The 17,740-nt window shown below is 64.0% G+C and carries 15 protein-coding genes; 6 read left to right on the top strand and 9 right to left on the bottom strand.

Translation table 11 applies throughout. The features are described 5' to 3' along the window. Positions 1 to 7: 7 nt before the first annotated feature. The 6 genes from QM797_RS04305 to QM797_RS04280 are packed head-to-tail and all read right to left on the bottom strand — an operon-like array spanning position 8 to position 5,443. Positions 8 to 1,282, bottom strand: a complete 1,275-nt coding sequence (locus QM797_RS04305) for an MSMEG_0569 family flavin-dependent oxidoreductase (RefSeq protein ID WP_283273897.1) — start codon at positions 1,280 to 1,282, stop codon at positions 8 to 10. Continuing rightward, on the bottom strand, positions 1,279 to 1,569 hold the full coding sequence (locus QM797_RS04300) for an MSMEG_0570 family nitrogen starvation response protein (protein ID WP_283273896.1): 291 nt from the start codon (positions 1,567 to 1,569) through the stop codon (positions 1,279 to 1,281). Before QM797_RS04300 ends, QM797_RS04305 begins: the two co-directional genes overlap by 4 nt. Continuing rightward, the gene (locus QM797_RS04295) at positions 1,562 to 2,443 is read right to left on the bottom strand and encodes a carbon-nitrogen hydrolase family protein (RefSeq protein ID WP_283273895.1); all 882 of its coding nucleotides are present in this window, start codon (positions 2,441 to 2,443) and stop codon (positions 1,562 to 1,564) included. The genes QM797_RS04300 and QM797_RS04295 overlap by 8 nt, the downstream gene beginning before the upstream one ends. Next, on the bottom strand, positions 2,440 to 3,852 hold the full coding sequence (locus tag QM797_RS04290) for an MSMEG_0567/sll0787 family protein (RefSeq protein ID WP_502942258.1): 1,413 nt from the start codon (positions 3,850 to 3,852) through the stop codon (positions 2,440 to 2,442). The genes QM797_RS04295 and QM797_RS04290 overlap by 4 nt, the downstream gene beginning before the upstream one ends. A 1-nt stretch (position 3,853) precedes the next feature. Then, complete coding sequence (locus QM797_RS04285; RefSeq protein WP_283273894.1) at positions 3,854 to 4,909, bottom strand: MSMEG_0568 family radical SAM protein; 1,056 nt, start codon at positions 4,907 to 4,909, stop codon at positions 3,854 to 3,856. 9 nt (positions 4,910 to 4,918) lie between these two features. After that, positions 4,919 to 5,443, bottom strand: coding sequence for an MSMEG_0572/Sll0783 family nitrogen starvation response protein (locus QM797_RS04280; protein ID WP_027495238.1), 525 nt, complete (start codon positions 5,441 to 5,443; stop codon positions 4,919 to 4,921). Between the two features lie 272 nt (positions 5,444 to 5,715). On the opposite strand from QM797_RS04280, the gene QM797_RS04275 reads away from it, so the two are divergent. The 3 genes from QM797_RS04275 to QM797_RS04265 all read left to right on the top strand — a co-directional run bounded on the left by QM797_RS04275 (position 5,716) and on the right by QM797_RS04265 (position 8,060). Then, positions 5,716 to 6,096 (top strand): hypothetical protein, encoded by a 381-nt coding sequence (locus QM797_RS04275; RefSeq protein ID WP_032378550.1) that lies wholly within the window; start codon positions 5,716 to 5,718, stop codon positions 6,094 to 6,096. Continuing rightward, the gene (locus tag QM797_RS04270) at positions 6,089 to 6,493 is read left to right on the top strand and encodes a hypothetical protein (RefSeq protein WP_283273893.1); all 405 of its coding nucleotides are present in this window, start codon (positions 6,089 to 6,091) and stop codon (positions 6,491 to 6,493) included. Before QM797_RS04275 ends, QM797_RS04270 begins: the two co-directional genes overlap by 8 nt. A gap of 229 nt (positions 6,494 to 6,722) precedes the next feature. After that, the gene (locus tag QM797_RS04265) at positions 6,723 to 8,060 is read left to right on the top strand and encodes an HNH endonuclease signature motif containing protein (protein WP_283273892.1); all 1,338 of its coding nucleotides are present in this window, start codon (positions 6,723 to 6,725) and stop codon (positions 8,058 to 8,060) included. 101 nt (positions 8,061 to 8,161) lie between these two features. On the opposite strand, the gene QM797_RS04260 is transcribed toward QM797_RS04265, so the two are convergent. Continuing rightward, positions 8,162 to 8,590, bottom strand: a complete 429-nt coding sequence (locus tag QM797_RS04260; protein WP_283273891.1) for a type II toxin-antitoxin system Rv0910 family toxin — start codon at positions 8,588 to 8,590, stop codon at positions 8,162 to 8,164. A 60-nt stretch (positions 8,591 to 8,650) separates the two neighbouring features. Here QM797_RS04260 and QM797_RS04255 point away from each other — a divergent pair, with 60 nt between their 5' ends. From QM797_RS04255 to QM797_RS04245, 3 genes are all read left to right on the top strand, one after another. After that, a complete protein-coding gene (locus tag QM797_RS04255; protein WP_283273890.1) occupies positions 8,651 to 10,972 on the top strand; it encodes an ATP-dependent DNA ligase in 2,322 nt (773 codons plus the stop codon). Between the two features lie 234 nt (positions 10,973 to 11,206). After that, a complete protein-coding gene (locus QM797_RS04250; protein ID WP_283273889.1) occupies positions 11,207 to 12,421 on the top strand; it encodes a lipase family protein in 1,215 nt (404 codons plus the stop codon). An 85-nt stretch (positions 12,422 to 12,506) separates the two neighbouring features. Continuing rightward, positions 12,507 to 13,496 carry an ABC transporter substrate-binding protein gene (locus tag QM797_RS04245; protein ID WP_283273886.1) on the top strand — a complete coding sequence of 330 codons (990 nt, stop codon included), beginning with the start codon at positions 12,507 to 12,509 and terminating at the stop codon, positions 13,494 to 13,496. Here QM797_RS04245 and QM797_RS04240 read toward each other — a convergent pair. Together QM797_RS04240 and lon are read right to left on the bottom strand one after the other, a co-directional pair. Then, entirely contained in the window at positions 13,418 to 15,376 is a 1,959-nt protein-coding gene (locus QM797_RS04240) for an ABC transporter ATP-binding protein (RefSeq protein WP_283273885.1), read from the bottom strand. The genes QM797_RS04245 and QM797_RS04240 overlap by 79 nt on opposite strands. Positions 15,377 to 15,476: 100 nt before the next feature. Beyond that, positions 15,477 to 17,732, bottom strand: coding sequence for an endopeptidase La (lon, locus tag QM797_RS04235; RefSeq protein ID WP_283275265.1), 2,256 nt, complete (start codon positions 17,730 to 17,732; stop codon positions 15,477 to 15,479). Between the last annotated feature and the right edge of the window lie 8 nt (positions 17,733 to 17,740).

The raw sequence follows: 17,740 nt of genomic DNA, 5'->3' as shown, positions 1-17,740 counted from the left end.
GTCGAAATCAGACCATCTGGCTCTGCGGTTGCGCGGCACTGATTTCCAGGCCGATCTGATCGGCCAGGAACGCGGCATCTCTGGCCACCGAGGCGAAACGTCCCGAACCCCAGGTGTGCTGCCACGGCAGGCCCAGGAAGTACAGGCCGGAGACCGCGGTGACGCCTCGGTTGTGCGTCGGGTGCCCCTCACCGTCGAAGGCTCCGACCTTCAGCCACCGATAGTCGGTACGGAAGCCCACCGACCACACGACGGCCTTGACGTCGGAGGTAGCGAGATCCAGTTCGGTGGTCTCGGCCTCGGGACGCCACACCGGTACGTAGCGCTCCTCGGTGGGCGCGCTGATTCCCTCACGCTCGATGTACGCGTCGATGTTGTCCTTGATGCTCTCGGCAACACGGTCCGCAGCATCGAGGGACGCCTCGAGAGTGGGCGCGAACCGAAGCACGCCGTCCTCGGCTCCGAGCAGACGGCCGTACAGCTGCATGCCCTCGGTGGCGAATGCACGCAGGTCGATGTCTCGACCACCGTCACGTCCGGTGACGTAGTGGTTCGTGTTCTCGCGTTTGCCGACGCCGCCGGGTTGATCTTCGATGGAGACATCGTAGACGCCCATGTCGTGCAACCAGGCGACACAGTCGCGGCCACGATAGAAACGCGCGACACGGGGAGCGGTGCCGGTGACCAGGTGAACGCGGCGGCCGTCGAGGTGCAGATCCTCGGCGATCTGCGCGCCGGACTGGCCGGTGCCGACCACCAGCACGTCGCCGTCCGGGAACTGATGCGAGCCGCGGTATTCGGAGGAGTGGATCTGGACGATGTCACGTGGAAGCTTCTCGGCAAAACGCGGGATGGTGGGGATGTGGTAGCCGCCGACCGCAACGACGATCTGGTCGGCGTGCATCGGCCCGGCTGAAGTCTGCAGATCGAAGCCACCCGCCGATGACTGCAACGCCTGATCCACCGAAACATGCTCTCGCACCGGTGCATCGAAACTCTCGGCGTAGCGGCGCACGAATGCGTACACGTCGTCACGCTGCATGAATCCGTCGGGATCGTCACCGTCGTAGGAGTATCCAGGAAGTGCGCACTGCCAATTAGGCGTCACGAGGGTGAAGTTGTCCCACCGGGAGTCCTTCCACTCGTGCGCGATCGTGTCGCGCTCCAACACGACATGTTCGATGCCACGCTGCGTCAGATGCCAGCTGATGGACAGGCCGGCTTGCCCACCGCCGATGACAATCACCCTGTGGTGGTCTATTGCATTGTGGTTCTCTGTCATAGCAATTCAGCTCCAGACATACTCAGTACGCGAACGGCACCGGCCCGGTACGAGGCGCTGACGCCGTGAATCTCTTCCATCTGCTGCGCGGCCGAGGTGCACCGCATACCGAACTTGGCGAGAACTCGATCACTCGCCACCGTCAGCGCCTCGGACGTGCGCTCGACGAACTCCTCGACCGTGTACTCCGCGCCGGGCGTCAGGTAGTCGTGCATCACCAGCGACGGTGAATAACAGGACTGTTCGCGCCCGTCGGGCCAGCGAACGACAAACGACATCTCAGGCATGGACCGGCTCCTTGGTGATGGTCCGATAGACCGACGGCCGGCGATCACGCAGGTTGTACATACCGCCGCCACGTGCTGCCCCGATGAGCGCATCGACGTCGACGGTGGCCGTCGCCAGTCCCGGTTCGACGCCGGTGCCGGCCAGAATCTCTCCGCCGGGACCGACGATTTTGGCGCTGCAGACGAATCGAAGGGATCCGAAGGTGCCCGCTTGGTTCGCCGCGACCCAGATGATCTGGTTCTCGAGAGCACGAGCGCGATCGTAGATGTCGAAGCGCTGCTTCCAGCGGTCCTCTTCCATGTTCTCTACCGTCGCGGTACGTGCCGTCGGCCATGCGGAGATGGAGGCAACGATCTCGGCACCGTCGAGGGCAAGCTCGCGAGCCGCTTCGGGAAATCCCTTGTCGTAGCAGATCTGCATGCCCATTCGGCCGACCGGAGTATCGAAGGCGGAGTAGCTGTCTCCCGCGTCGTAGCAAAGGTTTTCACCGAGCGGCTGGTGCACCTTGCGGTACGAGCCGAGGATTCCGCTGCCGTCGACCGTCACTGCGGCGTTGAAGCGGGCGTCGCCGTCCTTCTCACAGAAACCGAAGGTGACGACGGTATCGCCCGCCATGTCGATGACACGCTTGATTTCGGGCCCGTCCAGCTCGAGGGCGGGCGGCAGTGCCTTCAACCGGCGCTGTCGCGATTCCTCGCTTTCGTCGCCGCCGCCGAGGCTGGGCAGATATCCGCCCAGGCACGCCTCGGGTAGGACGAGCAGTTGACTGCCTCGATTGCGCGCTTCCTCGAGCAACGCGGCGATGGTGGCGTAGCCCTGTTCCATGTCGCGCCCGAACTCGGCTGCGGCGACGGAGATGGTGACGTTGTTCATGCTTCTCCCAATCCGGTCACGGTGGACGTGACCGCGCGCGTGGTGATTCCGTCGGGCCATCGCAGCGCGACGCCCGGAATATCGGTGAGCTCTCCGCAGACTGCGGACAGTGCAGGTCCGGACGGTGCAACAGGTGCACCGGGACGGTCCGCGGTGATCATCGCGAACCCAGGAAAACACGTGATCCACTCGCCCATCGACGCGGCGTCGGGCTTCGGGATCGAGGAGATGTCCAATACGGCACCGGTTCCGCTTGCCTCGGCCAGCATCCCGGTAGTACCTGCCAGGCCGGCCATCGAGACGTCCTTGGCTGCCTTGGGTGCGGTTCGGGCAACGAACGACGCCATTGCTGTCAGTTCCTCGGTGTTGCGCCGTGAGGACGAATCCCATTGCTGACCAGAGTATCCGCGTCGCCATTCACCTTCGATATCGGCGGTGAGCGTCAGCCGGTCGCCGACGTTGCCGCCGCCGGCCCGCACCGGATTCACTGTGCGCCCCAGAGCAGTGACCGACAGCGAGGACGGCACGCCGGCCTGGGTATGGCCACCGAGTACCGGGACCTGCCATGCCGCAGAGGCATTGGCGAGTCCGCGAATGATACGAGTCAGTCGGGACTGCGTGGGTGCGCCGACGGAATCGAGCATCCCGACGGCTCGGGCTCCCATCGCCGACAGGTCGTTCAAGTTCACCAGGGCCGCGCACCACCCGGCCCACTCCGGGTCACGATCGACCATCGAAGGAATGATCGCGTCGCAGGCCGCGATCATGTCGCTTCCCGGTACCGGTACCCCGTCGTCGCCTCGAAAGCCTTTGGCCCCGAGCCCGAGCGGCTGTGCCGTCAAAGGTGCGAGTACTCCGGCGAGCATCGCTTTGGTCGACGACACCAGCCGTTCGATTCGGTCGATGGGCCAGTACATCGCCACATGTGGCGTGTTGGCGACCTCCACGTCACCGCGTCTGATCCACCCGAGACCGGTGAACAGCTTCTCGTTGCGCTTCTGCACCGTTGCATCGAACCGAAGTACGCCTCGGCTCTCGGCATGCGCACAGGCTGCGCGAACCAGTGCGGGCCCGACACCGGAGGTGCGCGCCGAAGCAGACACCACCAGGCGACTGCCGGCCCACCATCCCAGATCTGTTGCGGTGCAGGGCGCAAGGCGAACTCCACCGAGCACGGTGCCGTCCCGGTCGGTGGCGACCAGAACGACAGTGCGATGGTCGTCATCGACATCGTCCTGATCGGTCCCGGAAAACAGACCCTGTTCGGCAACGAACGTTGCCCTGCGTAGCGCGCGGTACGAGCTCAGTTGCGCCGGGCTGTCGCACGGTTGGACCATGAACTCGGGCTCCACGACAGTGGTTGCAGCGCCCGACAATCCGGCAAGATCCTGCGCGTCCACCCTGTACATCTCAGCCTCCCGCATTCTGCAGGACGCTGCACGCACCGCATGCCGCGCAGCCTGCCTTCTGATCGGAGCCGAGCATCGCTGCTGCCTGGAGCTCCTTGGCGACGCGTCGGGTGACGCTGTCGAGTACGTCTCGGCCCGGGGCCGTCGCGCGATCGATATCGACTGCCAACGTGCCGGCAAGTGGACGGAACGGAACGACGAAGGGGTACACGCCCATCTCGATGAGTTCCGCAGCACCGGAAACCAATTCGTCCGGATCCTCACCGAGGCCGACCAGAATGTAGGTCGAGACCTGGTTGCGCCCGAAGATCCGGACTGCCTCTCTCCAGGCTGCGCGGTACTCGTCCATCGATACCGACGCCTTGCCCGGCATCCACCGGCGTCGAACCTCGTCATCGAGAGATTCGACGTGGATGCCGATGGATTCGGCTCCCGCGTCGTACAAATCCTGAATCGTCTGCAGGTCACCCGGGGGTTCGCACTGCACCTGAATCGGCAGATCAGGAACCACGGCCTTGATGGCGCGCACACAGCGGGCCAGATGACGGGCACCGCGATCCTTCGCGGCCGAAGTTCCTGTCGTCATGACCATTTGGGTGACGCCGTCGAGCCGTACCGCCGCCTCTGCCACCTCGGCCAGTTGCGCCGGGGTCTTGACGGCGATGGTGTCGCCGGCCTCGAGCGAGGCCTCGATGGAGCAGAATCGGCACCGCTGGTCGGCGTCGTAACGGATGCACGTCTGCACCACGGTCGTAGCGAGAACGCTGGAGCCGTGGAGCTTGGCGATCTTTTCGTAGGCAATCCCGTCTGCGGTGGCGAGGTCGTAGAACTTCGGACGGTCGACGGCTTGGACGTCGAGACCGATGTCGTTGCCGTCGAACAACACTCGTCCTTCTTCGAGAACGTACGGGCTGAGCGGATTGCGTGGGATGGCTGCGCCGAGGCCATCGATGGTGACATGCCCGTCGTCGCTCGGCCCGGCGCCTGCCGTTCTCGAGACCGGCGTGGATCCTCGGATTCCGAGCAACGCCAGATCTACACGCGTACTGACCGACATGGTTCGCTCCTAGACCATGTAGGTCGAGTTGATGATGGCACCCTTGCGCGCGTAGTGGATCAGCGCGTCCTGCACGTCGAGGGGATGGGCCGGGATGACACCTTCGATGAGGTCCTCTTCACGACCGCCGTGCAGAGCCAGCCCGAAGCGGCAGCAGAACACCGTGCCACCCTCGGCGATGAACGTCGCAAGGGAGTCGTTGATGTTCTGCTCGCCCGGGAAGCCGGAGTCACCGGTGGTCGGAAATCCGCGAGTGGCAAGGCAATTGATGGCACCGGGGCCGTAGAAGTACATGGCCGACTCGAAGCCCTTACGCAGGGCGCGCGTCGCCTGGAGTACCGCGACGAACGATACCGAGGACTCGTGGGCGATACCGTGTACCAGCGTGAAGTAGCTTTCGCCGTTCTCGGCCTTGTAGTCGGGGAAGATCTTGGTGGAGCCGTAGATGTTGCTGCCCTTGGGAAGTGAAGGGTGCGGGATCTCTTCGAGGGACTTCTTGATGTTCTCGGCGATGGACTGGTCGAGGTCTGACACTGGTATCTCCTGAGGTTCGCAGAGCGGGCTGAATGCAGTGGGCAACTACTCGAGATGCGGTGGACACCGGTGGCCACCTGAGGAAGAGAGGTCATGTCCGGCGAGAGAGCAGATCCTCTTCGGCCATGGGACAAGTACAAGCCCCATCCATTTCCGGTTGGTCACACTCGGAACAACGCCGTGTTTCGAGGGCCTCACAGTGTTGACGTGGCGTTACGCGGCTACTGTGAAGGCCGGTCCACCCATACATTGCGAGCAGGACGAGGAACACGATGATCGGCGCCGTCACCGGCTTGTTGTACGCGTTGTCCCTGGTAGTGGGCATCTGGGTGCTCGTGAAGCTCGCCACGAACCGACCCGTTCTGTTGAAGAACAAGGCCGACCGAGCACTGTTCTGGACGATCGCAGCCACCGAGGCCGTCGTAGCGCTTCAGGCCGTGATCGGGTTCGTCATGATGTTCACCTCGGATCGCGAGATACACCGATTGACGTTCGGCTCGTATCTCGTCGGACTGCTGTTCCTGCTTCCATTGGGAACGTGGTGGTCCCTGGGTGACCGTTCCCGCGGCGGCACAGCGGTCCTGCTCGTCGCCGTCCTCACCCTCGCAGCCATGGTGCTGCGCCTGAGCCAGATTTGGGCCGGATATGCCTGACAACCTCCAGCAAGCGACGCGCACCGGCTTCGGGCGCTTTCTCATCGCCGTCTACGCGGTGTTCGCCGTTGCCGCGACATCGCGCTCGATAGTGCAGCTCACCACCCGATTCGACAACGCCCCGGTGGCGTTCCTGCTGTCGGCGTTCGCTGCGGTGGTCTACATCATCGCGACGGTGGGACTCGCACGAGCAACGGAAGCATCCCGACGAGTGGTGACGGTGTCCTGCATCATCGAACTCGTCGGAGTCATCGGTATCGGCACTCTCAGCTACATCCAGCCCCAGGATTTCCCGGAGCCGACGGTGTGGTCGCACTTTGGATCCGGATACGTCTTCATCCCCGTGGTACTCCCCATCGCGGGACTGTGGTGGTTGCGAAAGACTCGACAGCAGTAAGAGTCTGTTGCCAGACATACGGCAAGTCTCGACCGACGTGGATACATGGGCCGGTCCAGACGACTTCCAACCGTGAAACGCTGGGATCCCGGCGGCGGGCTTGGAGTGCGCGGATGGGGCCTTACTACAGGACACCGACAGGTTCCACTTCACGAATCCTTATGCAGGGCAATAGTTTTCGATTCGACTATCATTGCCAGTCGAATACATGTTCGATACACTTGTCTCCATGACCGCAGAGATCTGGCAACTGAGCGAGGCAGAACTCCTCGCCGACGCTGCTGATGTCTCCCACCAAATCCAGTTGATGGAAGCCCGACGTATCGCCCTCGTCGCCGAAATCGACACCCGCGTGGCCCGAGAGAAGCTCGGCTTCCCCGGCCCCGCAGGCTGGCTCACCTCCACCACCCTGCTCAGCCCCGGCAAAGCCACCAAGATCGTCGCACTCGGGCGCGGACTGAAGAACTTCCCCGACATCGCCGACGCCGTCAACACCGGCGTCATGACCGTCGACCACGCCGCCCTGATCCTCACCTTCGCCGAAACCCCACCGAAAAACCTCCCCCGAGAAGGCCAAGACATCGCCCGCGCCGCCATGATCACCGCTGCGACCGGACCACAAGCGCGCACCGGCCGCATCCGCGAAGCGATCACCAAACTCGAAGACACCTACGGTGGCAAGAAACCACCACCCGAAGACACCGACCGCAACGAACTCTTCGCCTCGAAAACCCTGAATGGGCGGTTGGCGTTGAAAGGTGACTTCGATGCCATCACCGGAGAAAAACTCCTCACCGCCCTCTCACCGTTGACCGAACCCCGACCCGCCGCCGACGGCACCGAGACACCCAGAACCGGAGACGACCGCAGCCCCGCCCTACGCAGAGCCGAGGCGTTCGGGCAGATCATCGACCACTACCTCGCTACGAAAGACCGCCCCACCGAAGGCGGAGAAAAACCGCACCTCAACCTGCACATCCGATTGCAGGACCTCACCAACCTCCGCAACACTGCAGCAGGCGCAGGCGTGGACAACAACGAGAATGGCAGCACCGCAAACGAATCCGGAAACGAGACCCATGCAGCCACCGCCGATCGCGGCGCGTATCGGGATCTGTTCGGCGACGGCACCACAGTCGGGTGGCTGCCCTGGATGGGACCACTCTCCCGCAACACGTCCCGGCAGTTGGCGTGTGATTGCATCCTCACCGCCATCGTCATGGACGAGAACGGATCCCCGATCAACCTTGCCCGCACCGCCCGCACCGTCACCGCGAAACAGAAACGCGCCCTCACCGCGCGCGACCACGGCTGCGCGTTCCCCGGCTGCGGCAAACCCGCAGCCTGGACCGAAGGCCACCACATCTGGCATTGGACCGACGGCGGACCGACCGACATGAACAACCTCGTTCTACTGTGCGGATTCCACCACAAACTCATTCACCACAGTGACTGGGAAGTGTTCATCGGCACCGACAACCACCCCTGGTTCATCCCACCTGCCACCGTCGACCCCTACCGAGAACCCCGACAATCCCACGCCCGAGCCGGCCCACACATCGCATAACCCGGCCACCTGCCACCCGCGCAAACCGAGACCAGCCCCGCACCGAGAACACGGTGCGGGGCTGGAAGAGGTTGTTCTGCAGCTACTTCAGCAAGGATATGTCACTTCATGGCCGCAAGGTTCGCAACGGATTTCTTGACATCGGTGTCGAGAGCGCGCGCCACCACCGATCCCACGGGACCGAAGAGCACACCCCCGCCGAATTTCGCGTCGAGCGTCAGCTCCGATCCGCCCTCGGCCTCACGCACATGGACAGTGAGCGAGATTCTCACCCCGCCTTTGCCTCGGCCGGACATCTCGATCAGCTTGGGCTCGTCGTATTGCGTGAAGGTCCAGTTGATCGTGTTCTTGAAGCCCTTCACCTTCACCAGCGACTCCACTTCGGTGCCCTTGCCGACCTTCTTGGGTGGTGGGCTGCACCACCCACCGTGGATGGTCATCCACTCGTCGAACCGGTCGAGCGCGGAAGCCTTGTCCCACGCGCCCTGCGGATTCTCGGGCATCTGTACCGAGACACTGATCGTCGCCATGAGAAAAGAGCCTGTCACAACTCGCCCGCAGGTTCTGACGACGGCCACTAACCTGAGACGATGGCCACGCTCGAGATCGAAGGACGGAAGGTCTCCGTCACCAACCTCGACAAAGTGCTGTTCCCCGACACCGGCACCACCAAGGGCAACATCATCGAGTACTACGTTGCCGTCGCGCATGCGATGCTGCCTCATCTCGTCGACCGCGCCGTGACCCGCAAACGGTGGCCGAACGGCGTCGACCAGTCGTCGTTCTTCGAGAAGAACCTCGCCGCATCCGCACCCGACTGGCTCGATCGCCGGTCGATGCAACATTCGGACCGCGTGGTCACCTACCCGCTGTTCTCCACCGCAGCCGATCTGGCGTGGCTCGGCCAACAGGCAGCCATCGAAGCGCATGTGCCGCAGTGGCGATTCGACGGCACCCAGCCCGGCCCCGCCACCCGCATGGTTTTCGATCTCGATCCCGGTGATGACGTCGACCTCGCCCGGTGCGCCGAAGTAGCCTGCGAGATAAAAGATCTGATCGGCGATATCGGTATGACGGCATATCCGGTCACCAGCGGCAGCAAGGGAATTCACCTGTACGTCCCACTCGAGAAGCCATTGTCGACGTCGGGCGCGTCCACCGTCGCCAAACGTGTTGCCACGCTGCTCGAAGAGCGTTCGCCGGATCGGGTGACCGCCACCATGGCAAAAGCGAAGCGCACCGGGAGAGTGTTCGTCGACTGGAGTCAGAACAACGGCAAGAAGACGACGGTCGCACCGTACTCGCTTCGCGGGCGAACACTCCCCACCGTCGCGGCACCTCGCACCTGGGACGAACTGGAAGCGCCTGGTCTGCAACAGCTTCGGTTCGAAGAAGTCCTCGAGCGTCTCACCGATGCCGGCGATCTACTGGCCGACTTGGATCCCGCCGTGACCACGGGCGAGCAGCGAGCCGAAAGCATCACCGCCACAGACAAACTCGACAAGTACCGCAGCATGCGGAGCGCCGACCGAACTCCCGAGCCAGTGCCCGCGACCGCCGAGCCGCAGGGCAACAACGACACCTTCGTCATCCAAGAGCATCATGCCCGGCGCCTGCACTACGACTTCCGACTCGAGCACGACGGCGTCCTGGTCTCGTGGGCCGTCCCCAAGAACATCCCGGACGATCCTAAGCAGAACCGGCTGGCCGTACACACCGAGGACCATCCACTCGAGTACGCGACGTTCTCGGGTCGGATACCCAAGGGCGAGTACGGCGGTGGCGACGTGTCGATCTGGGACAGCGGAACCTACGAGCTGGAGAAATGGCGCGACGACGAAGTCATCGTCGTCCTGAACGGGTCGAAGGCCCGCGGCAGGTTCGCCCTGATTCGCACCAAGGGCAACCAGTGGCTGATGCATCTGATGAAGGACGCATCGAGCGCAGCCACCGAAAATAAGACGAGCGAGAATGCAACCAGCGACAATCCCCCACCCAAGAACATCTCGCCGATGCTCGCCACCGCCGGCGACATTCTGGGTCTCGGCGACGACGAGTGGTCGTTCGAGGGCAAGTGGGACGGATTCCGCATCGTCGCAGAACTCACGCACGGGTCCATGACGCTCCGCACCCGCAGCGGTAACGACTACACCGAGAAGTTCGGTGCACTCCAATCTCTGGCGGACGACCTATCCGACCACGACGCCGTTGTCGACGGAGAAGTCGTCGTGTTCGACGACAACGGCACCAGCAGCTTCGAGATGCTGCAGAACGCCAACTCCGGCCAGATCCGATTCATCGCCTTCGATCTGCTCTACCTCGACGGCACCTCACTACTGCGCAAGAAGTACTCCGATCGTCGACGGCTGCTCGAGCTGCTCACCACCGGACTCGACTCGGTGCTGGTGCCTCCGCGACTGACCGGCTCCGCCGCCGATGCCGTCGCCGAAAGCCGAGAACGTGGGTGGGAAGGCGTCGTCGCCAAGCGAACCGACTCCGTCTACCAACCCGGCAAGCGCGCCCACACGTGGATCAAACACAAGAACTGGCGAACGCAGGACGTCGTGATCGGTGGATGGCGTCGGGGCCAGGGTCGTCGTGCGGGCGGATTCGGCTCGTTGTTGATGGGAATCCCCGACGGCGACCGCCTTCGTTACGTGGGTCGCGTCGGGACCGGGTTCGACGACCGTGCACTCGATACGCTCGCCGCCCTTCTCACGCCTCTCGAGACGTCGGACAGTCCCTTCTCCTCGGTGTTGCCGACCGCCGATCGGAACGGAGCGGTGTGGGTGGAACCGAGTCTCGTCGGCGAGGTTCGGTTCTACGAATCGACCGAATCGGGTCATCTACGGCATCCGAGTTGGCGCGGTCTGCGCTCCGACAAATCACCGGAGGACGTCGCTCCCGAATAGCGAGACCGTCACGCCCGTCACGATGTTCGACACCTTCGAGGGAAACCGGCACAAACACCGTTCTTCTGTTGCCATAAAATCCTCGAGTGCGTACCGTTCGTCCTATCGTTTCCGGGGGGAGCGTAACAATTCATGCTGTAACAGCTATATCGATTTGCGGGCCGGTCCCACGGGGGGCTTGCCGGATCATCGGAGCGCACGTCGTTTCGATTCAGGCACGGAGGGGTTTACCACATGCGGGTTCTCAAGCTGGCAGGCGCTGCCGGATTGACGGCAGTAGCAGTACTGTGTTCGTCGCTCGTCGGCGCAGGTCAGGCGGCAGCGGAGCCGCTGATGCCGACCCCCATCGCAGACGGGTTCGGTGCACCGCCCGCCGATCTGGACGCCCTACAGCCGGGCGATGTGATCTCCAGCCGACCCATGCCACCGCCGCCCGGATTCTTCGATATCGACGTGTGGCAGCTCGAGTTCCGCTCGACCGATTCGGCGGGTGATCCCATTGCGGCAATCAATACTGTGATGGTTCCGCACAACAAAGCACCCAACGGCCCATTGCTTTCTTACCAACACATCATCAATGCACTCGGTCTCGAATGTGCACCTTCACAAGCACTCTGGTCCAATGACCCCAATTTGGCGATTCGCGAGGCACCGGCACTCAACGCTGTACTGCAGCGCGGCTGGACTGTGGCCATCGCCGATCATCTCGGACCGAGAAGCGCCTACGGCGCCGCCAAGCTCGGCGGACAGATCGTGCTCGACAGCATTCGAGCTACGCAGCGCTTCGACCCCATCCAGGTTCAGCAGAGCCCGGTCGCCTTGGCCGGGTACTCCGGTGGCGGCATGGCGACGGCGTGGGCCGCAGCGTTGCAGAACGACTACGCGCCCGAGCTGAACATCGTCGGCAGCGCGAACGGTGGCGCTCCGATGAACCTCGAGCGCATGGCCCGCGATCTCGGATTTGCCCCGCACCCCATGTTCGGACTCGCGTTCGCGGCCGCGCTCGGTATCGAACGCGAATACCCCACCCGCATCCCGATCAGCTCTCAGCTCAACCCTGTGGGTAAGGAGATCGAGAGCAAGATCCAGAACGGGTGCACCAACGACATCATCGCCGCGGGCGCAGGCAAGAGTGCCATGGAGGTCGCCGGCACGCTGGACCTGATCAACAGCCCGGAGATGATCGCCGCCGTCAACGAGAACAGCGTCGAGTTGTATCCCGGAGTTCCGAAGGCACCGTATTTCGAGTGGCACAGCCCCACCGATGCGTTGATCCCGGTCAGCGCCATCGACAACACAATCGCCCGATACTGCCGCGCCGGGGTGCTGGTGACCGAGGTGAAGGTGCCCAGTAACGATCATCTGACCGCTGCGGTGCTGGGCCTGCCACAGGCCCTCGAATGGATCGACCAGCGATTCGCGGGTGTGCCGGCCACGACCAACTGCTGATCGCACCACCGATCCATGGCACGTGATTGACGCTTTGATAGGTCGGTTAGGCTAACCTCGCTCAGTTCCTGCGCGAGGAGATCACATGAAAAAGTCTGTACAGCTCGTCGCCGCCGGTGCCTCAGTTCTGGCACTGGCGGTCGGCTGTTCATCCGACAACACAACCGCCCCGTCCGGTGATTCCGGAAGCGAGGCGGGCTTCCCCGTCACCATCGAGCACAAGTTCGGCGAGACGGTCGTCGACGCCGAGCCCACCCGCGTGGTGACGATCGGGTTCAACGAGCAGGACTTCACGCTTGCTCTCGGGGTCAAGCCCGTTGCAACGCGCGGCAACCTGAGCTACGACTACCGGCAACGCCCTTGGGCCCAGGAGGCACTGGGCGGCACCGAGATTCCCGAGGTCGGCAGCACCGATCTCAACCTCGAACAGATCGCCGCGCAGGCACCCGATCTGATTCTCGGGCCGTACTCGTTCATCGACCAGGGTCAATACGACAAGCTTTCGGGGATGGCTCCCACGATCGCCGACATCGGCGGCTACGACAACGTACCCGCGGCAACCTGGCAACAGGAGTTCGCGGTCGTCGGCAAAGCTCTCGGCAAGAGTCAGGAAGCACAGGACCAGACGGCCACGCTCGAGCAGAAGTTCGCCACCACCGAGGCCGAGAACCCCCAGTTCACCGGCAAGTCACTGTCTCTCGCGTTCGTCATGGACGACGGCAGCTACCTGCTGCTCGGCAAGGACGACATCCGCGCGCTCTTCTTCACCGACCTCGGCTTCGAGATTCCCGACGCATCCGAGACGATCAGTCCCGAGAACCTCGGGCGTCTCGACACCGACGTACTCGTCATCGCCGGCCAGAGCCGCGAGCAACTCCAGGCGAACCCACTGATCGCGGCCCTCGACGTCGTGAAGCAGGATCGAACGGTCTACATCGGCTCGTTCAGCACGGATCTGCCCTCGGCTCTTGGCTATTCGAGCCCGCTGTCGCTGGACTACGCAATCGACGGATTCACCCCGATGCTCGCCGCGGCAACCGACGACGACCCGTCCACCGTGGTGCCGGCACCCTGAAGTGCCTGGTCCGACCTGCCCGACTGAGCGAACTGCGTCCGATGCAGCTCCTCGTAGCGGCCTCCCGCAGCGAGGAGCTCGTCGTGCGTGCCGCGCTCGGCGATTCGCCCATCCTCGATCACCAGGATCACGTCGGCTGCCCTGATGGTCGACAGTCGGTGCGCGATCACCACCGAGGTCTTGCCTTCCAACGCCTCGGCCAACGCCGCCTGCACCGCGGCCTCGGACGTGGAATCCAGTGACGCCGTGGCCTCGTCGAGAATGACGACCCGTGGCTGCGCGATCAGCAACCGCGCGATCGTCAGGCGCTGACGCTCACCACCGGAGAGCCGGTATCCACGTTCGCCGACGACCGTGTCCAGGCCGTCGGGCAGGGACCGTACGAGATCCGCGAGCCTCGCCCTCGACAGGGCATCCCACACTTCGTCGTCGGTGGCGCCGGGCCTCGGCAACAACAGGTTGGACCGGATGCTCTCGTGGAACAGGTGACCGTCCTGGGTCACCATTCCGACTGTGCCGCGGACGGATTCGGCCGTCAGATCTCGCACGTCGACACCGCCGAGGCGGACAGCGCCGCCGTCGACGTCGTACAGGCGAGCAATCATCTGCGCAATCGTGGACTTGCCGGCACCGGAGGACCCGACCAACGCCACCATCTGGCCCGGCTCGGCGCGGAACGACACACCGTGCAGAACCTGTTCTCCGCCGCGCGAATCCAAGGTCGCCACCTCTTCCAGCGAGGCGAGCGAGACCTTGTCTGCCGAGGGGTACGCGAACCGAACATCGTCGAGTTCGACGGCCACCGGTCCCGCCGGCAGAGTCTTCGCATCGGGCTTGTCGGTGATGAGCGGAACGAGATCGAGTACCTCGAAAACCCGCTCGAAGCTCACCAGTGCGCTCATGACCTCCACGCGCGCGCTCGCCAGCGCGGTCAGTGGCGAGTAGAGCCGAGCAAGCAGAAGCGACAGTGCCACAACCGAACCCGGATCGAGTGACCCCCGGAGCGCATAGAAGCCGCCCAAGCCGTACACCACGGCCAGAGCCAGCGCCGAGACCAGCGTCAGTGCCGTCACGAACACCGTTTGCACCATGGCACTGCGGACGCCGATGTCGCGTACGCGCCGGGCGCGTACCGCGAACTCGACCGATTCCTGCTCGGGATGACCGAACAGCTTGACCAGCGTCGCCCCAGGAGCCGAGAAACGCTCGGTCATCTGCGTGCTCATCGCCGAATTGTGTGCTGCTGCTTCACGCTGCAGCCGCGCGAGGCGTCGACCCATCCGTCGCGCGGGAAGCACGAACACCGGCAGCAGAATCAGTGCGAGAAGCGTGATCTGCCAGGAAATCCCGATCATGACCACCAATGTCAACGCCAACGTCACCAGGTTGCTGACGACCCCGGACAGCGTGGTGCTGAATGCGCGCTGCGCTCCGATCACGTCGTTGTTGAGCCGACTCACGAGCGCACCGGTGCGCGTTCGCGTGAAGAAGGCGATCGGCATCCGCTGGACATGGTCGAACACCGCGGTCCGCAGATCCAGGATCAAGCTCTCGCCGATGTTCGCCGAGAGCCACCGATTGATCAGACCGACCACGGCGTCCACCAGAGCGATCGCCGCGATGGCGATCGCCAACATCGCCACCACGCGCAGCTCTCGTCCGTCGACGATGGCGTTCACCACTCGGCCGGCGAGTACCGGCGTGGCCACCGCGAGAACGGCGGAGGCCACGCTGAGCACCAGGAACCCGCCGAGAGCGCGGCGATGCGGCGCCGCGAACGTCAGAATCCTGCGGGCCGTCTCCTTCGAGAACGACGACTGCGTATCGGGCCTGTTCATCGACCGATACATCTGGTTCCAGGCGGTCATCTCCATGCTCATGTCAGCACCCTCATGTCATCACCCTCATGTCGTCGATCTCATGTCATCACGGTAGAACCTCGACCTAGCTCGAGGTCAAGCGCGGCTCCCCTTGCGGAGATCAAGCCGCCGCGGCTGCTGCCACCGGTTCCAGCGCGAGCGCCAGAATGTCGGCGACATCGGTCATCGGACGGACGTCCAACGCTTCCAGCACTTCTGCGGGCACGTCGTCCAGATCTGGTTCGTTGCGAGCCGGAATGAACACCGTCTTCAGCCCCGCTCGTTGCGCAGCGAGCAACTTCTGTTTCACCCCGCCGATCGGCAGCACCCGACCGTTCAACGTGACCTCCCCGGTCATGCCGACGTCCGATCGCACCGGCCGGCCAGTGGCCATCGACACCAGTGCCGTCACCATGGTCACGCCTGCCGACGGGCCGTCCTTCGGCACCGCGCCCGCCGGAACGTGCACGTGGATGCTGCGATCGAGCGACTCGGGCGTGACGCCGAATTGTGCTGCGTGCGAACGCACATAGGACAACGCGATCTGCGCGGATTCCTTCATCACGTCGCCGAGCTGACCGGTGAGCTTCAAACCGGGATCGCCGTCGGTCGAGGCCGCCTCGATGAACAGCACATCGCCGCCGAGTCCGGTGACCGCCAGACCCGTTGCCACACCGGGTACTTCGGTTCGCTCGTGCGCCTCAGGGGTGAAGCGAGGACGACCGAGGTAGGTCACCAGATCCGGCTCGTCGATCTGCAGAACGTCGGCGGTACCCGCGAGTTTCGTCGCCACCTTACGTAGGCCCTTTGCCAACAGCCGCTCGAGTTGCCGCACCCCGGGCTCGCGGGTGTAGTCGGCAGCGATCTTGCGTAGTGCGGCGTCGGTCACCGTCACCTCCGCGGACGTGACTGCAGCCCTGTCCATCTGACGGGGAAGCAGGTAGTTCCGGGCGATGACGACCTTGTCGTCCTCGGTGTATCCGTCGATGGTCACCAGTTCCATGCGATCGAGCAACGGGCCGGGAATCTGGTCGATCACATTGGCCGTGGCGAGGAACACCACGTCGGACAGGTCGAGATCCAGATCGAGGTAGTGATCACGGAACGTGTGGTTCTGCGCCGGGTCCAGCACCTCGAGCAGAGCGGCACTGGGATCTCCACGGTAGTCCGAACCGACCTTGTCGATCTCGTCCAGCAGCACAACGGGATTCATCGATCCCGCCTCACCGATGGCCCGCACGATTCGGCCCGGCAGTGCGCCGACGTAGGTGCGACGGTGCCCACGGATCTCGGCCTCGTCTCGAACGCCTCCGAGAGCGACGCGCACGAAGGTACGGCCGAGGGCACGTGCGACGGACTCGCCGAGTGAGGTCTTGCCCACCCCGGGCGGGCCCGCGAGCACCATGACTGCGCCGGATCCGCGCCCACCGACGGACTGCAGGCCCCGTTCGGAGCGTCGCGCACGGACGGCCAAGTACTCCACGATCCGATCCTTCACATCGTCGAGTCCGTGATGATCCGCGTCGAGAACTGCACGAGCAGAATCGATATCGGTGTTGTCGGTCGTGGTGTTGTTCCACGGTAGGTCGAGCACGGTGTCGAGCCAGGTTCGGATCCAGCCCGATTCCGGACTCTGATCGCTGGCGCGCTCCAACTTGCCGACCTCACGCAGGGCCTGCTCGCGCACCTTCTCGGGCAGGTCGGCAGCCTCGACGCGGCCACGATAGTCGTCGGCACCGTCGGGCTCGTCCTCGCCGAGTTCCTTGCGAATGGCGGCCAACTGCTGCCGGAGCAGAAATTCCTTCTGGGTCTTCTCCATCCCCTCGCGCACGTCGCCGGAGATCTTGTCGTTCACCTCGACCTCGGCGAGATGCGCCTTGGTCCACTCGATCAGCGAATCCAGACGCGTTGCCACGTCGGGGGTTTCGAGAAGGTCGCGCTTCTGCACATCGGTGAGGTAGGACGCGTAGCCGGCCGTGTCGGCGATGGCGCTCGGATCCGTGAGCTTGTTGACCGAGTCGATCACCTGCCAGGCGTCTCGGCGTTGCAGCATCGCCACGACAAGCTGTTTGTATTCGGCCGCACGGGCTTTGAGGTCATCACTCGCGGTTACGTCTGCGACGGTCTCGGCCTCGACCCACAGGGCTGCACCGGGACCGCTGACTCCGTGGCCGATATGCGCGCGGCGCGTGGCCTTGATGACAGCGGCCGGTCGCCCGTCGGCCAGGCGTCCCATTTGCACGATCGTCGCGAGGACTCCGTACGCGGCGTAACGGTCTTCCAGACGGGGCGCGACGAGCAGCGTGCCATCGTTGCTGGCCTTCGCCGCATCGACGGCGGCGCGCGCAGCCTCGTCGAGTTCGACGGGCACCACCATTCCGGGCA

The organism is Rhodococcus sp. IEGM 1381 (assembly GCF_030056795.1).
Lineage (GTDB): Bacteria > Actinomycetota > Actinomycetes > Mycobacteriales > Mycobacteriaceae > Rhodococcoides.
Note: the sequence above shows the minus strand (reverse complement) of the source record. Positions and strands in the feature narration are given on the sequence as shown.

What these genes read in the sequence shown, in the direction of transcription:
- QM797_RS04250 (WP_283273889.1), top strand. Translation starts at nt 11,207, where the DNA reads ATGCGGGTTCTCAAGCTGGCAGGCGCTGCCGGATTGACGGCAGTAGCA.
- QM797_RS04260 (WP_283273891.1), bottom strand. Translation starts at nt 8,590, where the DNA reads ATGGCGACGATCAGTGTCTCGGTACAGATGCCCGAGAATCCGCAGGGC.
- QM797_RS04265 (WP_283273892.1), top strand. Translation starts at nt 6,723, where the DNA reads ATGACCGCAGAGATCTGGCAACTGAGCGAGGCAGAACTCCTCGCCGAC.
- QM797_RS04285 (WP_283273894.1), bottom strand. Translation starts at nt 4,909, where the DNA reads ATGTCGGTCAGTACGCGTGTAGATCTGGCGTTGCTCGGAATCCGAGGA.
- QM797_RS04275 (WP_032378550.1), top strand. Translation starts at nt 5,716, where the DNA reads ATGATCGGCGCCGTCACCGGCTTGTTGTACGCGTTGTCCCTGGTAGTG.
- QM797_RS04295 (WP_283273895.1), bottom strand. Translation starts at nt 2,443, where the DNA reads ATGAACAACGTCACCATCTCCGTCGCCGCAGCCGAGTTCGGGCGCGAC.
- lon (WP_283275265.1), bottom strand. Translation starts at nt 17,732, where the DNA reads ATGGTGGTGCCCGTCGAACTCGACGAGGCTGCGCGCGCCGCCGTCGAT.
- QM797_RS04255 (WP_283273890.1), top strand. Translation starts at nt 8,651, where the DNA reads ATGGCCACGCTCGAGATCGAAGGACGGAAGGTCTCCGTCACCAACCTC.
- QM797_RS04240 (WP_283273885.1), bottom strand. Translation starts at nt 15,376, where the DNA reads ATGAGCATGGAGATGACCGCCTGGAACCAGATGTATCGGTCGATGAAC.
- QM797_RS04300 (WP_283273896.1), bottom strand. Translation starts at nt 1,569, where the DNA reads ATGCCTGAGATGTCGTTTGTCGTTCGCTGGCCCGACGGGCGCGAACAG.
- QM797_RS04290 (WP_502942258.1), bottom strand. Translation starts at nt 3,852, where the DNA reads ATGTACAGGGTGGACGCGCAGGATCTTGCCGGATTGTCGGGCGCTGCA.
- QM797_RS04305 (WP_283273897.1), bottom strand. Translation starts at nt 1,282, where the DNA reads ATGACAGAGAACCACAATGCAATAGACCACCACAGGGTGATTGTCATC.
- QM797_RS04245 (WP_283273886.1), top strand. Translation starts at nt 12,507, where the DNA reads ATGAAAAAGTCTGTACAGCTCGTCGCCGCCGGTGCCTCAGTTCTGGCA.
- QM797_RS04270 (WP_283273893.1), top strand. Translation starts at nt 6,089, where the DNA reads ATGCCTGACAACCTCCAGCAAGCGACGCGCACCGGCTTCGGGCGCTTT.